12 protein-coding genes and 1 tRNA gene are annotated in these 15,021 nt (G+C 62.0%); 6 read left to right on the top strand and 7 right to left on the bottom strand.

The window, feature by feature from the left end; genetic code table 11:
• Positions 1 to 305: 305 nt before the first annotated feature.
• Positions 306 to 4,130, top strand: coding sequence for a LamG-like jellyroll fold domain-containing protein (locus J3R75_RS07265; protein WP_307260819.1), 3,825 nt, complete (start codon positions 306 to 308; stop codon positions 4,128 to 4,130).
• An 84-nt stretch (positions 4,131 to 4,214) separates the two neighbouring features.
• On the opposite strand, the gene J3R75_RS07270 is transcribed toward J3R75_RS07265, so the two are convergent.
• The 5 genes from J3R75_RS07270 to J3R75_RS07290 form a co-directional block, all read right to left on the bottom strand.
• Positions 4,215 to 4,460: a hypothetical protein gene (locus tag J3R75_RS07270; protein ID WP_307260820.1), complete on the bottom strand. Its 246-nt coding sequence runs from the start codon at positions 4,458 to 4,460 to the stop codon at positions 4,215 to 4,217.
• A gap of 121 nt (positions 4,461 to 4,581) precedes the next feature.
• Positions 4,582 to 5,301 carry a class I SAM-dependent methyltransferase gene (locus tag J3R75_RS07275; RefSeq protein WP_307260821.1) on the bottom strand — a complete coding sequence of 240 codons (720 nt, stop codon included), beginning with the start codon at positions 5,299 to 5,301 and terminating at the stop codon, positions 4,582 to 4,584.
• 217 nt (positions 5,302 to 5,518) lie between these two features.
• The gene (locus J3R75_RS07280; RefSeq protein WP_307260822.1) at positions 5,519 to 6,286 is read right to left on the bottom strand and encodes a TSUP family transporter; all 768 of its coding nucleotides are present in this window, start codon (positions 6,284 to 6,286) and stop codon (positions 5,519 to 5,521) included.
• Between the two features lie 182 nt (positions 6,287 to 6,468).
• Positions 6,469 to 6,870, bottom strand: coding sequence for a secondary thiamine-phosphate synthase enzyme YjbQ (locus J3R75_RS07285; protein ID WP_307260823.1), 402 nt, complete (start codon positions 6,868 to 6,870; stop codon positions 6,469 to 6,471).
• A gap of 57 nt (positions 6,871 to 6,927) precedes the next feature.
• Positions 6,928 to 7,344: a nuclear transport factor 2 family protein gene (locus tag J3R75_RS07290; protein WP_307260824.1), complete on the bottom strand. Its 417-nt coding sequence runs from the start codon at positions 7,342 to 7,344 to the stop codon at positions 6,928 to 6,930.
• A 765-nt stretch (positions 7,345 to 8,109) separates the two neighbouring features.
• Between J3R75_RS07290 and J3R75_RS07295 the strand changes: the two genes are divergently transcribed.
• The 5 genes from J3R75_RS07295 to J3R75_RS07315 all read left to right on the top strand — a co-directional run bounded on the left by J3R75_RS07295 (position 8,110) and on the right by J3R75_RS07315 (position 12,388).
• Positions 8,110 to 8,201, top strand: a tRNA-Ser gene (locus tag J3R75_RS07295).
• Positions 8,202 to 8,325: 124 nt separating this feature from the next.
• On the top strand, positions 8,326 to 9,393 hold the full coding sequence (locus J3R75_RS07300; RefSeq protein WP_307260825.1) for a cellulase family glycosylhydrolase: 1,068 nt from the start codon (positions 8,326 to 8,328) through the stop codon (positions 9,391 to 9,393).
• 640 nt (positions 9,394 to 10,033) lie between these two features.
• Complete coding sequence (locus tag J3R75_RS07305) at positions 10,034 to 11,398, top strand: trypsin-like peptidase domain-containing protein (RefSeq protein ID WP_307260826.1); 1,365 nt, start codon at positions 10,034 to 10,036, stop codon at positions 11,396 to 11,398.
• Between the two features lie 122 nt (positions 11,399 to 11,520).
• Positions 11,521 to 11,793, top strand: coding sequence for an FtsB family cell division protein (locus J3R75_RS07310; RefSeq protein WP_307260827.1), 273 nt, complete (start codon positions 11,521 to 11,523; stop codon positions 11,791 to 11,793).
• A gap of 4 nt (positions 11,794 to 11,797) precedes the next feature.
• Positions 11,798 to 12,388, top strand: coding sequence for a FumA C-terminus/TtdB family hydratase beta subunit (locus J3R75_RS07315; protein ID WP_307260828.1), 591 nt, complete (start codon positions 11,798 to 11,800; stop codon positions 12,386 to 12,388).
• 46 nt (positions 12,389 to 12,434) lie between these two features.
• Here J3R75_RS07315 and rfbD read toward each other — a convergent pair whose 3' ends face one another.
• Positions 12,435 to 13,262, bottom strand: a complete 828-nt coding sequence (gene rfbD, locus J3R75_RS07320) for a dTDP-4-dehydrorhamnose reductase (protein ID WP_307260829.1) — start codon at positions 13,260 to 13,262, stop codon at positions 12,435 to 12,437.
• Entirely contained in the window at positions 13,253 to 13,801 is a 549-nt protein-coding gene (gene rfbC, locus J3R75_RS07325; protein ID WP_307260830.1) for a dTDP-4-dehydrorhamnose 3,5-epimerase, read from the bottom strand. Before rfbC ends, rfbD begins: the two co-directional genes overlap by 10 nt.
• Positions 13,802 to 15,021: the final 1,220 nt, after the last annotated feature.

A 15,021-nucleotide genomic window follows, 5' to 3' on the forward strand; every position in this document is an offset into this window, starting at 1 on the left:
CGTCTCCCCCGCCGCACGAGCCGTGCGCACAGCGGCTGGAAGCCGCTGCTACTCCGGGCCCGCCATGACTCCGCTGCCGCAAAGGACGGCGGAAATCAAGGTCGGATGGTTGGGCGGCGACTGGCCGTGGGTTTCCTGCAAATTGTCCCCGGTGAATTCCCTGCCGGGGTGGTTACTGACCGATTACGCGCGATCAATGCCGTCCCAGCGCGGGGTGGTAGCACGCCATTGATGTCGGTGTTATGTTGAGGTTCTTCCCCTGTCTTCCTCCCGCCCAACGAAACCGAACACCAATGGAGTGCGCCATGCCCACGAGTTCGCGACGCCTGCTTGCCCTGTCCGCCATGCTATCCGTAGTCGGCTGCCTGCAAGCCCAGCCATTACTGCAATGGCCATTGACGGAGGGTGACGGCAATGTCGCCAACGATCATTCCGGCAACGGCCTCAATGGCGTCATCACCGCCAAATGGCACCCGAGCGCCGAGGGCCCGGTCCTGAATTTTGACGGCACGGCCGCGACCCAGGTGACGATCGATCTGCCGGAAGACAAGCGCCTGGGCACGGGCTCGTGGACGCTGTCGGCGTGGGTCCGGCCCGACAAGCTGGGGATGCCCGAAAGCCGCGAGGGCCAGAACACACGCCGGATGTTCTCCTACGGCCAGTGGCCGCAGGCGATCATTACCTTGAACATCAATGGCAATGGCAGCTTTGGTTGCTATATGGCCTACAATGACGTGCAGGGCAAGCGCGTTTCCGGCGATGCGAGTTCGGCGCCGGGGGCGGTGGCGCTAGGCGTCTGGACGCATGTGGTGATGGTCTGCGATCGCGAGGCGGGCCAGCTGCGGCCCTATGTGAACGGCATCCGCCAGGGGGCAAAGGCGTTGCCGACGACTTTCGCCGGCGACTTCGACGTCTTCGGCAATCTGAGCTTCGGTAACGGCTGGCAGAATTACAGCGGCGACATGGGCGCCATCGGCGTGTATCGCCAGGCGCTCGCGGACAGCGCGGTCATCGGCCTATTCCGGGAACAATCTCCGCGCTTTGGCATGGCCGAGGACACGCTCAACGAACAAGAAAAGGCCGCACTCGCCGCCGCCGCCGAAGCCGCCGCCCGCGCCGAGGCTATGAACGCCTACCAGGAGAAAAGCGATGCCGCCAGCGCAGCCATTGCCGCCGGCGACTATCGTGCCGCTCAGGCGCCCCTGCGTGAGCTGCTCGCTCAGACGCAGACGCCGGCGCATTTCCGCAGCTACGCGCATCTGCGACTGGCGCAGGCAATGGTCCTCGCCGGCGACCGCGATGGCGCCCAGCGCGAATACGCCGCTCTCGCCGAAACGACCGACTATCCCGCCGTGCATCGGCAGGAAGCGCGGGAACTGATTGACGAGCTGGACCGGCAGGCGCGCGGCCTGCCACCGCGTGACCCGGCGGCTAACCGCACGGCGATTCCAAGCATATCGGATTTCGCGGCGGAGGTCGTCGTCGCACCGGATGGCGACGACAGCGGCGACGGCACGCCAACCTCGCCGCTCAAAACGCTCAATCGCGCCAGGGACCTCGTGCGGGCGCTGCGCGGCCGCGGCGAAAAGGGCGCCATTCGGGTGCTCGTGCGCAGCGGCGTCTATCCCGTGACTGAGACTTTCACCCTGACGGCGGAGGATTCCGGCACTGCTGAGGGCCCGGTGGTCTATCAGGCAGAGGAATTGGGCAAGGCCGTGTTCTACGGCGGCGCCAAAGTCAGGGACTTCGAGCCCGTTACCGCGCCGGACATCCTGGCGCGGCTGCCCGAAGAGGCGCGAGGCAAAGTCTGGCAGGCTGATTTGCGGGCGCAGGGCATTAGCAACTACGGTGCGCTGCGTGTCCGCGGCGGCATTGGCCAGCCGCCGGCGCCGCCGACTCTGGAACTCTTTGTCAATGGCCAGCCCATGACTCTCGCCCGCTGGCCCAACGAGGGCTTCGTGCCCATCCGTGAGCTCATCGAGCCCGGTTCGGCCAAAGAGAAAAAGCCGTCGGTCTTTGGCTATAACGACGATCGTCACGCGCGCTGGACCAAGGCCAACGATCCCTGGCTCTTCGGCTACTGGCTGTTCCTCTGGGCGGACGCCACCATCAAGATCGGCAAAATCGACACCGAAGCCAAGACCATCACCACCGCCGAGCCCTACCACTACGGCGGCCGCGGCATGAACAACACCCAGGGCATTATCTACTACGCCTTCAATCTGCTGGAAGAAATCGACCAGCCCGGCGAATGGTACCTCGACCGCGAAGCCGGCATGCTCTATCTCTATCCCGAAGGCGACCCGAACCGCGCCATCGTCGAGATCGGCATGCACGCCGGCCCCATGGCATCGCTCACCGAAGTCAGTCATGTGCGTTTGGAAGGTCTCGCCTTCGACCTCGGCCGCTACCGCGGCATCGTCGCCGAAAACTGCTCGGACTGCCTGGTCGCCGGCTGCACGCTCACCCGCCTGGCCGACACCGGCATCATCGCCACCGGCGGCAAGCGCTTCGGCATCTTCGGCTGCGATCTCAGCGCCTTGGGGCGCCTGGGCGTGATCCTCCAGGGCGGCGACCGCAAAACCCTCACCCCCGCCGGACACTTCCTCGAAAACTGCCGCATCCACTCCTTTGGGCGGGTTGACCGCACCTACACGCAGGCCGTGTCCCTCGGCGGTGTCGGCAATCGGGTGTCGCACTGTCTGATGTACGACTGCCCCACCAGCGTCATCAGCATGGGCGGCAACGACCACGTCTTCGAATACAACGACGTGCACAGCGCCGTCAAGGAATCCGACGACCAGGGCGGCGTGGACATGTGGGGCAACCCGACCTTCCGCGGGAACATCTTCCGCTTCAATCGCTTCCGCAGCGTCGGCAAGCCCGCCGTCGGCCACGCCGTGCACGGCCAGGCCGCCATACGCTTCGATGACGCCATCAGCGGCCAGCTCGTCTACGGCAATATCCTCTACCAGGGCTCGAACGGCAATTTCGGCGCCATACAAATGAATAGCGGCCGGGACAATATCTTCGACAACAATCTCTTCATTGACAACAAACACGCCATCAGCGGCGGCTGGAACCCCGGCAATGCCCACTGGAAAGACACCCAGACGGGCAAAAAAGCCGAAGCCTACACCAGCGACCTGTACCTGGAACGCTACCCCGCCATCGCCACGATGTTCGACGGCAACGGCCGGAATTTCTTCTGGCGAAATGTCTTCTGGCGCTGTGGCACCATCGGCCAGCGCGGCCGCAATCTCGAGCTCGGCGAAAATGCCATGCTGGCGGAAACGGACGAGCCGGGCTTCGTCGATCTGGCGGCAGGCGATTTCCGGCTGCAGGACGACTCGGTCGTCTTCAAGCGCCTGGCATTCCGGCAGCTACCGGTCGCGGAAATTGGCGTCTATGAGCACCCGCTGCGGGCGTCATGGCCAGTAGTGACCACGCCGATGCGCATGCCGGAATGGCACAGCGAACAGGCGGCGGCGGTATCCGGCATCATGCCCCACGCGCGAGCGATTCACCCGGTACGCGCAGCGAAAGTCGCCAGCGCCCCGCAGCTTGATGGCGACATCAACGCCGCCGAATGGCCGGTGGCGCCCCTGCTGATCAAAGAAACGCCCGACCGCAAGGCGCTGCGCGGCAAGCCCGCCGAAGCATGGCTGATGCACGATGGCGACATGCTTTTCGTGGCCCTGCGCGTGCCTGTCACCAGCGAAGCCGCCCTCCTGGCGCATAGAACCGGCCACTGGGGCCAGATCGACGGCATGGAAATCTGCCTGCGCGAACGCCGCACGGCGGCGGCAGACGCCCCGGCCCCCATCCTGGTTCTCCAGGGTTTCCCCAATGGCGCCAAGGCGGGCTTGCCCCATCCCGAGGAATTGGTGAACCCACAGGTCATTGCGCTGAATAGGCTGGCGGCATACCGCGCAGTCTGCCGTGACGGCTTCTGGTCCTGCGAATGGTCCCTGCCCATCGCTGCGCTGGGACAGGCCTATGCGCCCGGCATGGCCATGCAATTCAACATTGGCATCCGCCGCCTGGACGCCGATGGCTGGCTCGCCCTGGCCGGGGCCCTCGGACCCAATTACCAGCTCGACAGCGCCGCCGTCATCACCCTCGAATAATCACTCGGGACGCAGGCGCCACAGCAAGCGGCACCTGCGCCCAAAACCCGTGCGGGTGCTTTTCAACGCCATACCCACAGTGCGTCAGTACTGCACGAAAACGGGCACCTTGCTGTGCTTGAGGGTCGCGCCGCAGCGCGGGCAGACCTTGGGCAGCGTTTCGACTTGCCGGGGTTCAGCTGCTTGAGCGTCTTTCGTTTGTATTTCCAGAACCACGATGTCATCCACCAGCCGTACCATTTCTTTGTAGTCGCATTTGCGGCAGGAAAGATCGTACAGCTTGGGGGCAGGGGGCTTACGCCAACGCAACTTGAATAGATCGTTCATCATGTCGGTTTATCTCCTCCCTTGTTCTTTGCCCGGGCGGCGTAGGCATTGACCCACTGCCGCCACGCTGAATGCACAAATACGGTAACGCCACACCGACCGATTGCTCCAGTGCCAACAGGAATTATTTCTGGCAGCGGACAATCAGTGGCTGTGACGTGGCAATGGCGAAGGGCCCGCCGGCAAAATCACCGAAGCAGACCACGTCACGGAAACCCGCGTCCTGCAGGCATTGGCGCAATTCATCGGCGCGAACGGCGTAAAGCCGGTTGACCGTCCGCTCCTCAATGCCATCGACTTTGAGCACGGCCGTAAAGAGCACGTTCTTGCCGCTGATTTCGTAATAGCGCTCGAAGCGCAGCTTGCGGGCGGAATTTTCAATGGTCGGCAGGCCCGTGAGTTGCTGTTGCAGCACACGGTCGTAATTGATCACCTGAATGACCAAGCGGCCGTCGTGGTCAAGGAGGCTGTAGAAGTCCCGGCAGATCGCCGCCAACTCGTCATGGCCGCCGGCATGCACCAGCGAATTGCCAATGCAAAACAGCCCGTCAAAACTGCCCGGGGCGTAGTATTTCGGCAGTTCCGTCATGCTGCCGACCGTCAAGGCCGGCGTCAAAGCCGCCGCGTGCGCCTTGGCGGCCGCACGCTCAATCATCTGCGCATCAAGGTCGAGCCCGCTAACGGCATAGCCCGCGCGCGCCAGGCCCAGCACGTACTCGCCGCTGCCGCAGCCGACATCCAAGACCCGTCCGCCGGCGCAAAAACTCGCCTGCAAAAAGGCCAGAGTGGCGGGCTTCAGCGGGAAAATGTCGTCGTAGTACTCAACGATGCGGTCGTATGGCATGGCGTCACTCCGGAATCAAGGTGAACTGCTGCTGAAGGCAAAGGGGCAAAAAATCGCGGCGCGGGCTGCTGACGTTAAATGTAGTCCTTGTTCTCCGCTCTGCCGGCGGCGGGGGCCTTGCGATTGTCCTGGCGCTTTGCCGGGAACATCTCCTGCGCGCGACGCATTGGCCAGCTGTTGTCGCCACGGGCAACGAGCGCGGGTCCAGCGCGACTGCTTATTTGCCGCTGCCGAGCAATGCCGGCACAATGGCGCTGATGCCGATGGCGGCGAGGAGTGCGTAGGCGAGCCAGCGCAGGCGCTCCCGCTGCAAGCGATTGCCGATAGGCATGCCGACAAGCGAGCCGAGGTACACCAGCGGCAACAAGGCACAGCCGAGAGCAGCGTGCCACAGGATGGCGGGACCGAAGGAAAGACTCAGAAATAACAGCTGGGCGGGGCTGGCGGCGGCAAAGGCCCCGAAAAGGAATCCGCGCATCTTTTTTGACGGCCAGTCGTGAGCCATGGCCCACAGCACCAGCGGCGGGCCGCCCATGCCGCAAATGCCGGCAAGCAAGCCGCTGCCGACATTGGCAATGGCCCCCCAGTACCAGGCAAGACTGACCGCCGGCCGGGGACGGCACAGCAGCTGCAGTGCCACCAACAGGCAAAGAATCACGCCAATAACTAGGCGGACCTGTGCAATGTGCAAGCCGGCAAGGCGCTTGAGGACAAAGAGACCGATAGCCATGAAAAGCACGCGGATTATGGTCGTGGTGCGCACATGCTGCCATGGCACCGAAGCGCGTAGCTTGAAAGCACCGATCGATGCCTGCAGCATCGAACAGGTCGCGACCATGGTGACGACATTCTGCAGGGGCAGCCCCAACCACAGCAGCAACGGCGTCGCAAACAACGCATAGCCAAAACCGACGGCGCTCTGCGCTACGCCGGCAAAAAAGATGATTAGGCCAACCAAGGCGTAGCGGATGTATTCAATGGGCATGGGCGGGCGCCTCGGGAGATACCAGGAGGATGATAGGACGGATAGGACAAATAGGACAAATAGGACGGATAGGACGGATAGGACGGATAAGACCCATACGTCCCATACGTCCTATACGTCCCATTGGTCCCATTCGTCTACAAAAGAAGGCAGAAAATCAGGCAAGGTCGGCCGTTCCGTCGTCAATAGTCCGCGTCCTGCCAGCAGACCTGCACGTGGCGAGTGCGCGGGCCGTCGAATTCGCAAAAATAGACCCCCTGCCAGGTGCCGAGGGCGAGGCGGCCTTCGCGCACGGGCAGGGTCAGCGACATTCCTACCAAGGTCGCCTTAAGATGCGCGTCGCTGTTGCCTTCGTTGTGTCGGTAGTAGCTTTCCTCGTGGGGGATCATGGCAGCCAGCTTGGCCATGATGTCGATTTTGACATTGGGATCGGCATTTTCATTGACGGTGAGGCCGGCAGTGGTATGGGGGCAAAATACATGGCAAACGCCGCTGCGGACCGTGGCCGGTATGTGCGCATTGACTTGCCGAGTGATGTCAACAACAGCGTTTCGATCATAGGTTTCGATAGTGAATTCGGCCATGCAGTCCTCCTTTGCTAATGGGGGGCTTTGACGTCCTGCAGAGGGAAAAAGTGGTTATCAGGGAAAAGCGTAGGTCTGGGCAGGGCGGGGCACACAGGCAACGGCGGCGCAGATCTTCCACTGCTTCTCTTCACAGGCAAGCGTGAACGCGTAGCGGAATTGCACGGTGACATCCTTGTCCGCATGGCGGTAGGTCAGTGGCAGGGCAATAATGACCGACGCCAAATCGGCGCTGGTCGCCACCCACTGCTGCTGATAGAGACCCCAGCGCAGACCAGACATACACTTAAAATCGGCCTCGAAGAGTTTTTTCGCGGCTTCGTGAGTGCAGATCACCTCGTCTTCGTTGGTGCCCATCAGCATCAGCGGCCGTTGCGTGCTCAGCGCGGCCATGCAGGTGACGATATCCGCCTGAGTGTAGGCGACCAAAAAGGCCCCAACGGCAGTCATTACGGCCTGTTCGTTGCTGTTCATGTCGCGTACTCCTGTCCCAAGTCATCACAGCAGTGTAGCGCTCGCATAGCCGACCGGGCGCGGATGACGAACAAGTGTCGGCATAAAAAGAAAATAAACCCCGCTCGACCATTGTCCATAGCCAAAGCTGGCGATGACGGTCGGCGCTGGGCTTTTATCCTCGGCAAAAAGGTCATCGGTAAGCCATTGATAATTGAGCGGTAGAGCAACAGGCGGCCCTATGCGCGCCCGTTTCCCAGCCGTGGTGCGGGCTTTCAGCCCGCGCCGTCGCCAGAGACCAGCAAGCGTCCACTCGCGCGCCCGGCATCCCAGGCCGCGAAGCGGCAGAAGCGCTTTCAGCGCTCCAATGCCGCCTTGGACGCCGGGAACTGATTGGACTCCTGGGAGCGCCGCCGTCCCGGCGGCACTTGGCGGTGGCTGCGCGCTGGGGCGAGGACTCGCTGACTCATGAGGCATGGTCCCATGGATTGGACCGCGGGGACTTTCTGGACCGTGGGGAATGACGCCGGGGACGCCGGGGACTGATTGTGGACGCCTTGGACGCCGGGGACTGATTGGCGGTGTCCATAGTGTCCATGGTGTCCATAAAAACGCCCAGTGTCCCGCCAGTCAAGAGGCGGCGCTGGGAGCTGGCCCTTCTCAATCACTGACCGCTTACTAAAAAGCGCAAAATGGCGGTAGTGCTGCTTGACTATCGGCGGTCGGGAGGTACAGTAAAGCGTTCTTTTTATCCCGGCTAGCCAGCCAGGGTTTGGGAATGACCACGGAGAGGTGGCTGAGTGGTCGAAAGTAGCGGTTTGCTAAACCGTCGTAGGAGTAACATCCTACCGGGGGTTCGAATCCCCCCCTCTCCGCCAGTATTGTCATTGAAAGGCCCAAAGCAGTACCACAAAGTACCGTTTTGGGTTTTTTTGCGCATTGTTCGGGCGACGGCGAGGGTGGCCTGAACGCCTTCAGCACTGGGCAACAAGGAGGACGACGATGGCGCAATGGAGCAAGGAACAAGCGTGGGCCTGGTACGATGCGCAGCCGTGGCTGCGGGGCTGCAACTACCTGCCGGCAGACTGCTGCAACCGCATCGCCCTCTGGCAGGAGCTGGACTTCGAACAACACCTGGCCACGGCGGATCGCGAGCTGGCCCTGGCGGCGGCCATTGGCTTCAATTCCATCCGGGTTATCGTGGAATTCATGGTCTGGGACGAGGAGCACGACGGCTTCATGGCCCGGTTGGAGCGCTTCATCGCCACGGCCGCCAAACACGGCATATCCCTGATGGTCTGCTTTGCCAATGACTGCACGGTGCCTCGGGACGAGAACTATCGCCCGCAGCAGCTCGGCCCGCAAGCGTACGACTGGGGATATCACGGCGGCCGCAAGAATTCGCCTCACCGCCAATTGAACGCGATGGGCTACTATCCGGCGCTCGACGAGCCCGCCACAGCCAAGCGCTTTTACGCGATGGTGGCCGAAATTGTCAGCACCTACGCGAATGATCCGCGCGTCGTGATCTGGGATATTTACAACGAGCCCGGCGCGGCCAATCGCGGCGACGCGTCGGTGCCGCACGTGGAAGGCCTGTTTGGGGTTGCGCGCGACTGTTCGCCCAGCCAGCCATTGACCACCGCCGTCTGGCGCGGCCTGGGGCGTTTCTCGGCGGCGGAGCAGCGGGCGCTGGCCTTGTCCGACCTGGTGTCGTTTCACAACTACAGCAGCCTTGAGAGCAACGTGGTGCTGATCCGCGAGCTGCGCAAGCTGGGGCGGCCGCTTTTGAACTCGGAATGGCTGCACCGCCAGCAGCGTAACACCGTACAGGAACTCTTCCCGCTGTTCTTTCTGGAGAAAATCGGCTGCTGGAACTGGGGGTTTGTGGCGGGACTGTCGCAGACCTACGAGCCATGGGAAGGCATGTGGGAACGCTATCAGGCAGGCGATCAGAACATCGACTTCACCAAGTGGCAGCACGATCTCTTCCGACCGAGTCTGCGCCCCTACGACCCACGCGAAATCGACCTCATCAAACGACTCTGCAAACTCAGCGACCAGGGGTGATCCGTGCCAGGCAGCACACCGCGCACGGAGCAACACCGGGTGCGTAATCGGTCAGTGATTGATAATGTCGGCACGATTGTCTCACACGGGCGCGGTGGGATGCGCCGTACCGGGCGAATGTGGCGCCCTTCGGGCGCAATTCCAAGTTGCTGTTAGTCCCCGGGTTGCGGCGCCCTCCGGGCGCCTCACCCGGGGTTATGAATGGTACGGCCCTCCGGGCCGAACTTGGCCGACCTGATATTTTTTTGCCGCGTAGCGGCAGAAGCGCTGAAAGCGCGAAACATACCAGCCCAGGGCAAGCACGCTGAAAGCGTGCGCCGCCCTGGGTACGACGGCGACTCTGTTCGTGTTCCTCGGCGCCTTTGGTCCCAGTCGGCTTTGCCGACTGGGACCAAAGGCGCAATGGAACTCACTTACTTACTTGGGATTGACATCGTCGGCATGCCTGGCATCCATTATCAATGGCTGACCGATTACCCGGGTGCCGCAGGCCGGCGGCGGCGAGAATTGAAAAAGGTGCCGCCGCCAATATGTTTACCAGTTGCATGTCGTACATAGTGGCCAGGCGAGTTCTACCTTACTGGCGGCCGCTTGCCGCCACCCCGTCACCGCACGCTCACAGAATAACGGGAACCTGCTTATGCGCAGCACACTTCGATGTCTCATCGCAATACTCTTCTTTGGCGCGGCCTGGCACTGCCCGGCTGAAGAAACGCGCCTGGGCAATCGCTTGACGCCGGCGGTCCTGGCTGTTCGCAAAGCCCTGCCGTGGGTGGTCAACATTGGCACTGAACAGGTCATACGTGTCGATGATGGCTATGATGTCTTTTATAACGATTTTTTCAAATGGTATTCCCCACGCTCGAAAGAGGTCATTGAGTACTTCCCCTTGGGTAGTGGTGTGATAGTCGACCCGCGTGGGCTGGTAGTGACCAACTACCACGTCATCCAGCGGGCGCAACGCATTGAGATCCGGCTGTGGGACGGCACCACTCATCAGGCCGAACTCGTGGGTTTCGACGCCTCCAACGACCTGTGCCTGCTGCGCCTCGTCGGCGATTTCAAGGACAAGCCCTTGGCCACGGCGGCTTTTGCCCTGCCGGACGACGTGCTGCTGGGCGAAACCGTGCTCAGCGTGGGCAATCCCTTCGGCCTGGAACACAGCGTCTCGCAGGGGGTCATCAGCGCCATCAACCGCAAACTCGAAGATGGCGAAACCACCTATGACGACATTTTGCAGACGGACGCCGCCATCAACCCCGGCAACAGCGGTGGCCCACTGATTAATCTCAATGGCGAGCTGATCGGCTTGAATCTGGCCATTCGTCACGACGCCCAAGGCATCGGCTTCGTCATACCGATGAAGCGCATTGAGCAATTCCTCAGCCACTGGCTGCTCCCGGAGCGTTTTTCGTCGGCTTGCCTCGGCATGGTCTTGGACCAGCCTTTTGTGATGGGCAACAAGGGCATCATCCTGCCCGAGGTGATGTCCTGCAGCGACACGCACCGCGCCGGCTTGCAGAAGGGCGACGAAGTCGTCGCCGTCAATGACCAGCCCATCCGCCGCCTGGCTGATTTCGGGCGTGCGGTGTGGGCGCTGCGGACCGGGGACAACGTGCGCATGACGCTCGCGGCTGGCCGTGAGGTCACGACCACCGTCGGCACCATGCGGGCTCCCAAGCTGATCCAAACCCGCCTGGGCCTGCAGGTGCAAAAACTGACTAGGACTCTGAACGAGGCGATGGGCTTCAAGCCGGATTTGGCCGGCCTGACCATCAGCGAAATATACCCCGAGGGCGCTTTTGCCCGCCAACAGCCGACCTGGCGACAAGTCTTGAAGCGTGGCGACGTGATCATACAGGTCGAAGACCGGCTGACGCCGGATGAAAACGCCCTGGCAGAAGTCCTCAGCAAGACTCGCAGCGGCCAAAACCTGCGACTGATTGTCCTTTCACTGCAAGGCCGTCACTACGTGACACTGGCCGTCGACATCACGCTGAATTGACGCGGCCACGCGGTTGCAGTTGCCAGCATTGACAATATGGTAAGAGTCGTGCCCGGGCACGCTGCCAGCACAACCTCTTCACCACGCCATTCACGACTCCCACAGCGAGGATAGCACCATCAATGACATTTCGTGATTTCATGCTGGTCGTCGTTCTGCTTGCACTCGCCGCTGTAGCCGTAGTCGTCCTGGCGCCGCCCCTAGCCGAAGTGCGGCGCCTGCGCCAGGAAATCGCCGACCTGCAGGAGAAGCAGAAGGATCAGGACGAACGCTTCGTCTTGATGCGGCAGGAGATGGACGACCTCCAGCGCGGCGATCCGCGCGCCATCGAACGCGTCGCCCGGGAAAAATTTGGCTACTGTCGTCCCGGTGAAGAAATCATTCACATGGACTAAGCCGATGGCACTTCCCCGCGAGATAATTCTGCCTTTTGCCGACACGACGGTCCGTGGCCTTGAACTCGGCGAGCCGCTGTTGCTGACTGGCGTGATCCACACCGCCCGTGACGCGGCGCACAAGCGCCTGGCCGGCGGCACCGAGCCGGCGGCGGGCCTGGACCTCGGTAATGCGGTGATCTACCACTGCGGGCCAGTGGTTATCCGCGATGCCTCCGGCCGCTGGCAGGTTACGGCAGCGGGGCCGACGACCTCAAGCCGTGAAGAGCCCTACATGGCCGCGCTCATTGCCCGCTTTCACCTGCGCGGAATCATCGGCAAGGGCGGCATGGGGCCGGCGACGGCCCAGGCCTGCCGTGAGTACGGCTGCGTCTATCTCCACGCCGTCGGCGGCGCCGCACAGGTGCTGGCTGACTGTGTCGAGGAAATTCCCGATGTGTATTACCTGGATGAGTTCGGCGCACCGGAGGCCGTATGGGTCATGCGCGTGCGGCGTTTCCCGGTAATCGTCACTATGGATGCCCACGGCAACAGCCTGCATCAGCAGGTGCTGGATGATTCGCGGCGACAACTCCAAGAGCTTGGGCTGGCCTGAAATCCGGGCAGCGGGGAATCGTCGCCAGCAAACCTATTGCCAGCCGTCACGGCGTTTGCCGGCTGCACTCTTGGAGGCCTTCCTGCCAATGCGGGATAGCCACGGCGAAGGCCTTTTTAAACTTCGCCTTGTCCAGCACGCTGAATGACGGCCGTTGCGCGCGAGTCGGGTAGTCGCAGCTGCGGATGGGCTCGATGCGGCAGCGCAGAGAGCACTGCGCCATGATAGCCACCGCAAAATCGTACCAAGAGCAGACACCTTCGTCGCTGTAGTGGTAGATTTCACGCCGACCATCGCGCAGCTGCGGCAGAACAGCGATGATCGCCGAGGCTAGATGCCCCGCGTAGGTCGGCGTGCCGACCTGGTCAAACACCACGCGCAAAGGCCCACCACCGGCCGCCAGGCGGCGCATGGTCTTATAGAAATTCTGCCCGTGGGGCGAGTAGAGCCATGACGAACGGATGACCACGGCGCTAGCCGCTGCGGCCAAGCAGGCATTCTCGCCGGCTAGTTTGCTGCGGCCGTAGACCGACAGTGGGCGCGCTGCATCCGTCTCCACATAGGGCCGGGGCGATTCGCCATTGAAGACGTAGTCGGTGGAGATATGCACGATGCGGCGGCCGTGGCGGGCAAGGAAAAGCGGCCCGAGGTGGTTCACGGCATCAGCGCGGACGGGGTCGTCTTCGGCGCGGTCCACCGCCGTATAAGCCGCGCAGTTGATGACGGCCTCATAATCGCGGCGAGCAAACAGGGCAGCGACGGCGTCTTCGCAACTGATATCGACATCGTCCACATCGACGTACTCGGCGCGGTCCTGCAGCTGTGTCCGCAGCTCCGTGCCCAGCTGGCCATTGGCACCGACGACTAGCAGCATGGCTGGTACTCCTTGAAACTGGGCAGCGCGCGGTCTTTGTCCGACAACACTGCGGCCGCGCTGGGCACGCCCCAGTCGATGTCGAGATCGGGGTCGTCATAGCGGATGCCGCCCTCGGCGGCGCGACAGTAAAAGTGATCGCATTTGTAGCTGATGACCGCGCTCTCGCTGAGGACGGCGAAACCATGTGCGAAGCCGGGCGGGATATACAGTCCACGGAGGTTTTCCGCCGAGAGGTCCACGGTCAGATGCCGGCCATAGCTGGGCGAGCCCGGGCGCAAGTCCACCACGACATCGCGAATACGGCCGCTCAGAACCCGGATGTACTTGGCCTGAGCATGCTCGCCGCGCTGAAAATGCAGACCGCGAATGGTGCCGTACACCGACTGCGATTGGTTGTCCTGAACAAAATCGGTAGCAATGCCATGCGCGGCAAAATCGCGCTGGTTATAGCTTTCGAAAAAATACCCGCGTCCGTCGCAATGCAGCGTCGGTTCAACGATGACGACGCCGCTGATATAAGTGTCGATGAAGATCATGGTGCTCCCCGTAGACATACTGAAGGGACGCTATCAGGCGCCGTGCAAAAATTCGTCGATAAACATCTGAACAGTCCAGTAGCTAATGAAGCTTCGCTGGAGAGCAATTTTCACCAGGCAGGCAAGCTGTCCTTGCGGGGCGCGGCGGCCGGCTTCCTTGCGGGACATAACATAGCGCGCCGAGGCGTTCCTGCTCCGCGTTCGTGGCTGAAAAACCGCCCCGGGGGCAAGCGGTCAGTCATTAATACCAGCCGTTATCGCCAGCGCCTCCCACCTACGCCCGAGTGGGGCATGACTACGGCGGATTGTCGCTCACAGCTGAGAAGAAACGAGCATCAAAGCGTCGAGATCGGTTCGTCGGAACTCACAACGAAAAACACCCAAATGACACGGACAAGGCAGCTGAAGTCATCCTGATCCACAAAATTCTTTTATTCGGTGATTTACATGCTTGTCACGGGGCAATATTATGGCTATTTTTCCTGCGGTTCTTGAAATCAGCCCACCCACCCAAATGGGGGTTCCCCCACCTATATGGTCGCGCGCGAAACTGACTTCGCACGAGCTGGGGACCACACAGTATCAATGACTCCTATGAAACCGCTGCTCTTCATTTAACGGTATCCATGGCACTTGTTGTTTCAACCAAGCAGCCTTTTCTCGTCGTGCATTTCCGCCGCGAAGCGGCAGAAGCGCTGAAAGCGCGGCCTAAGATAGCCCAGGGCAAGGGCCCGCAGGGCGCGTCGCCCTGGGTAAGGGCCCGACCAGAAATGAACCCTGCAGGGGCCACCTAAAAAAACACCGTGCAGGGTGCCTAGGTACAGGAAAGGGAAGACACATCGTTCCATTGCCTCTTTGGCCCCAGTCAGCTTCGCCGACTGGGGCCAAAGAGGCCGAGGAACACGAATATAGTCGCCGTTGTACCCAGGGCGGCGCACGCTTTCAGCGTGCTTGCCCTGGGCTGGTATGTTACGCGCTTTCAGCGCTGCTGCCGCTTCGCGGCCAAGGTATACCGGTGGCGCGCTAGGCTCCGCATGCTGGCCTCCTGCGACGCTGCGGGCTGAAAACTCGCAGCACGGCCGCAATACGGGCGCGTGACGCTACGGGAGACGGGCGCGCTAGGCTCCGCACGCTGGCCTCCTGCGACGCTGCGGGCTGAAAACCCGCAGCACGGCCGCAATACGGGCGCGTGACGCTGCGGGAGACGGGCGCGTGACGCT

Source organism: Oligosphaera ethanolica (genome assembly GCF_030814695.1).
Classification (GTDB): Bacteria; Verrucomicrobiota; Lentisphaeria; order Oligosphaerales; family Oligosphaeraceae; genus Oligosphaera; species Oligosphaera ethanolica.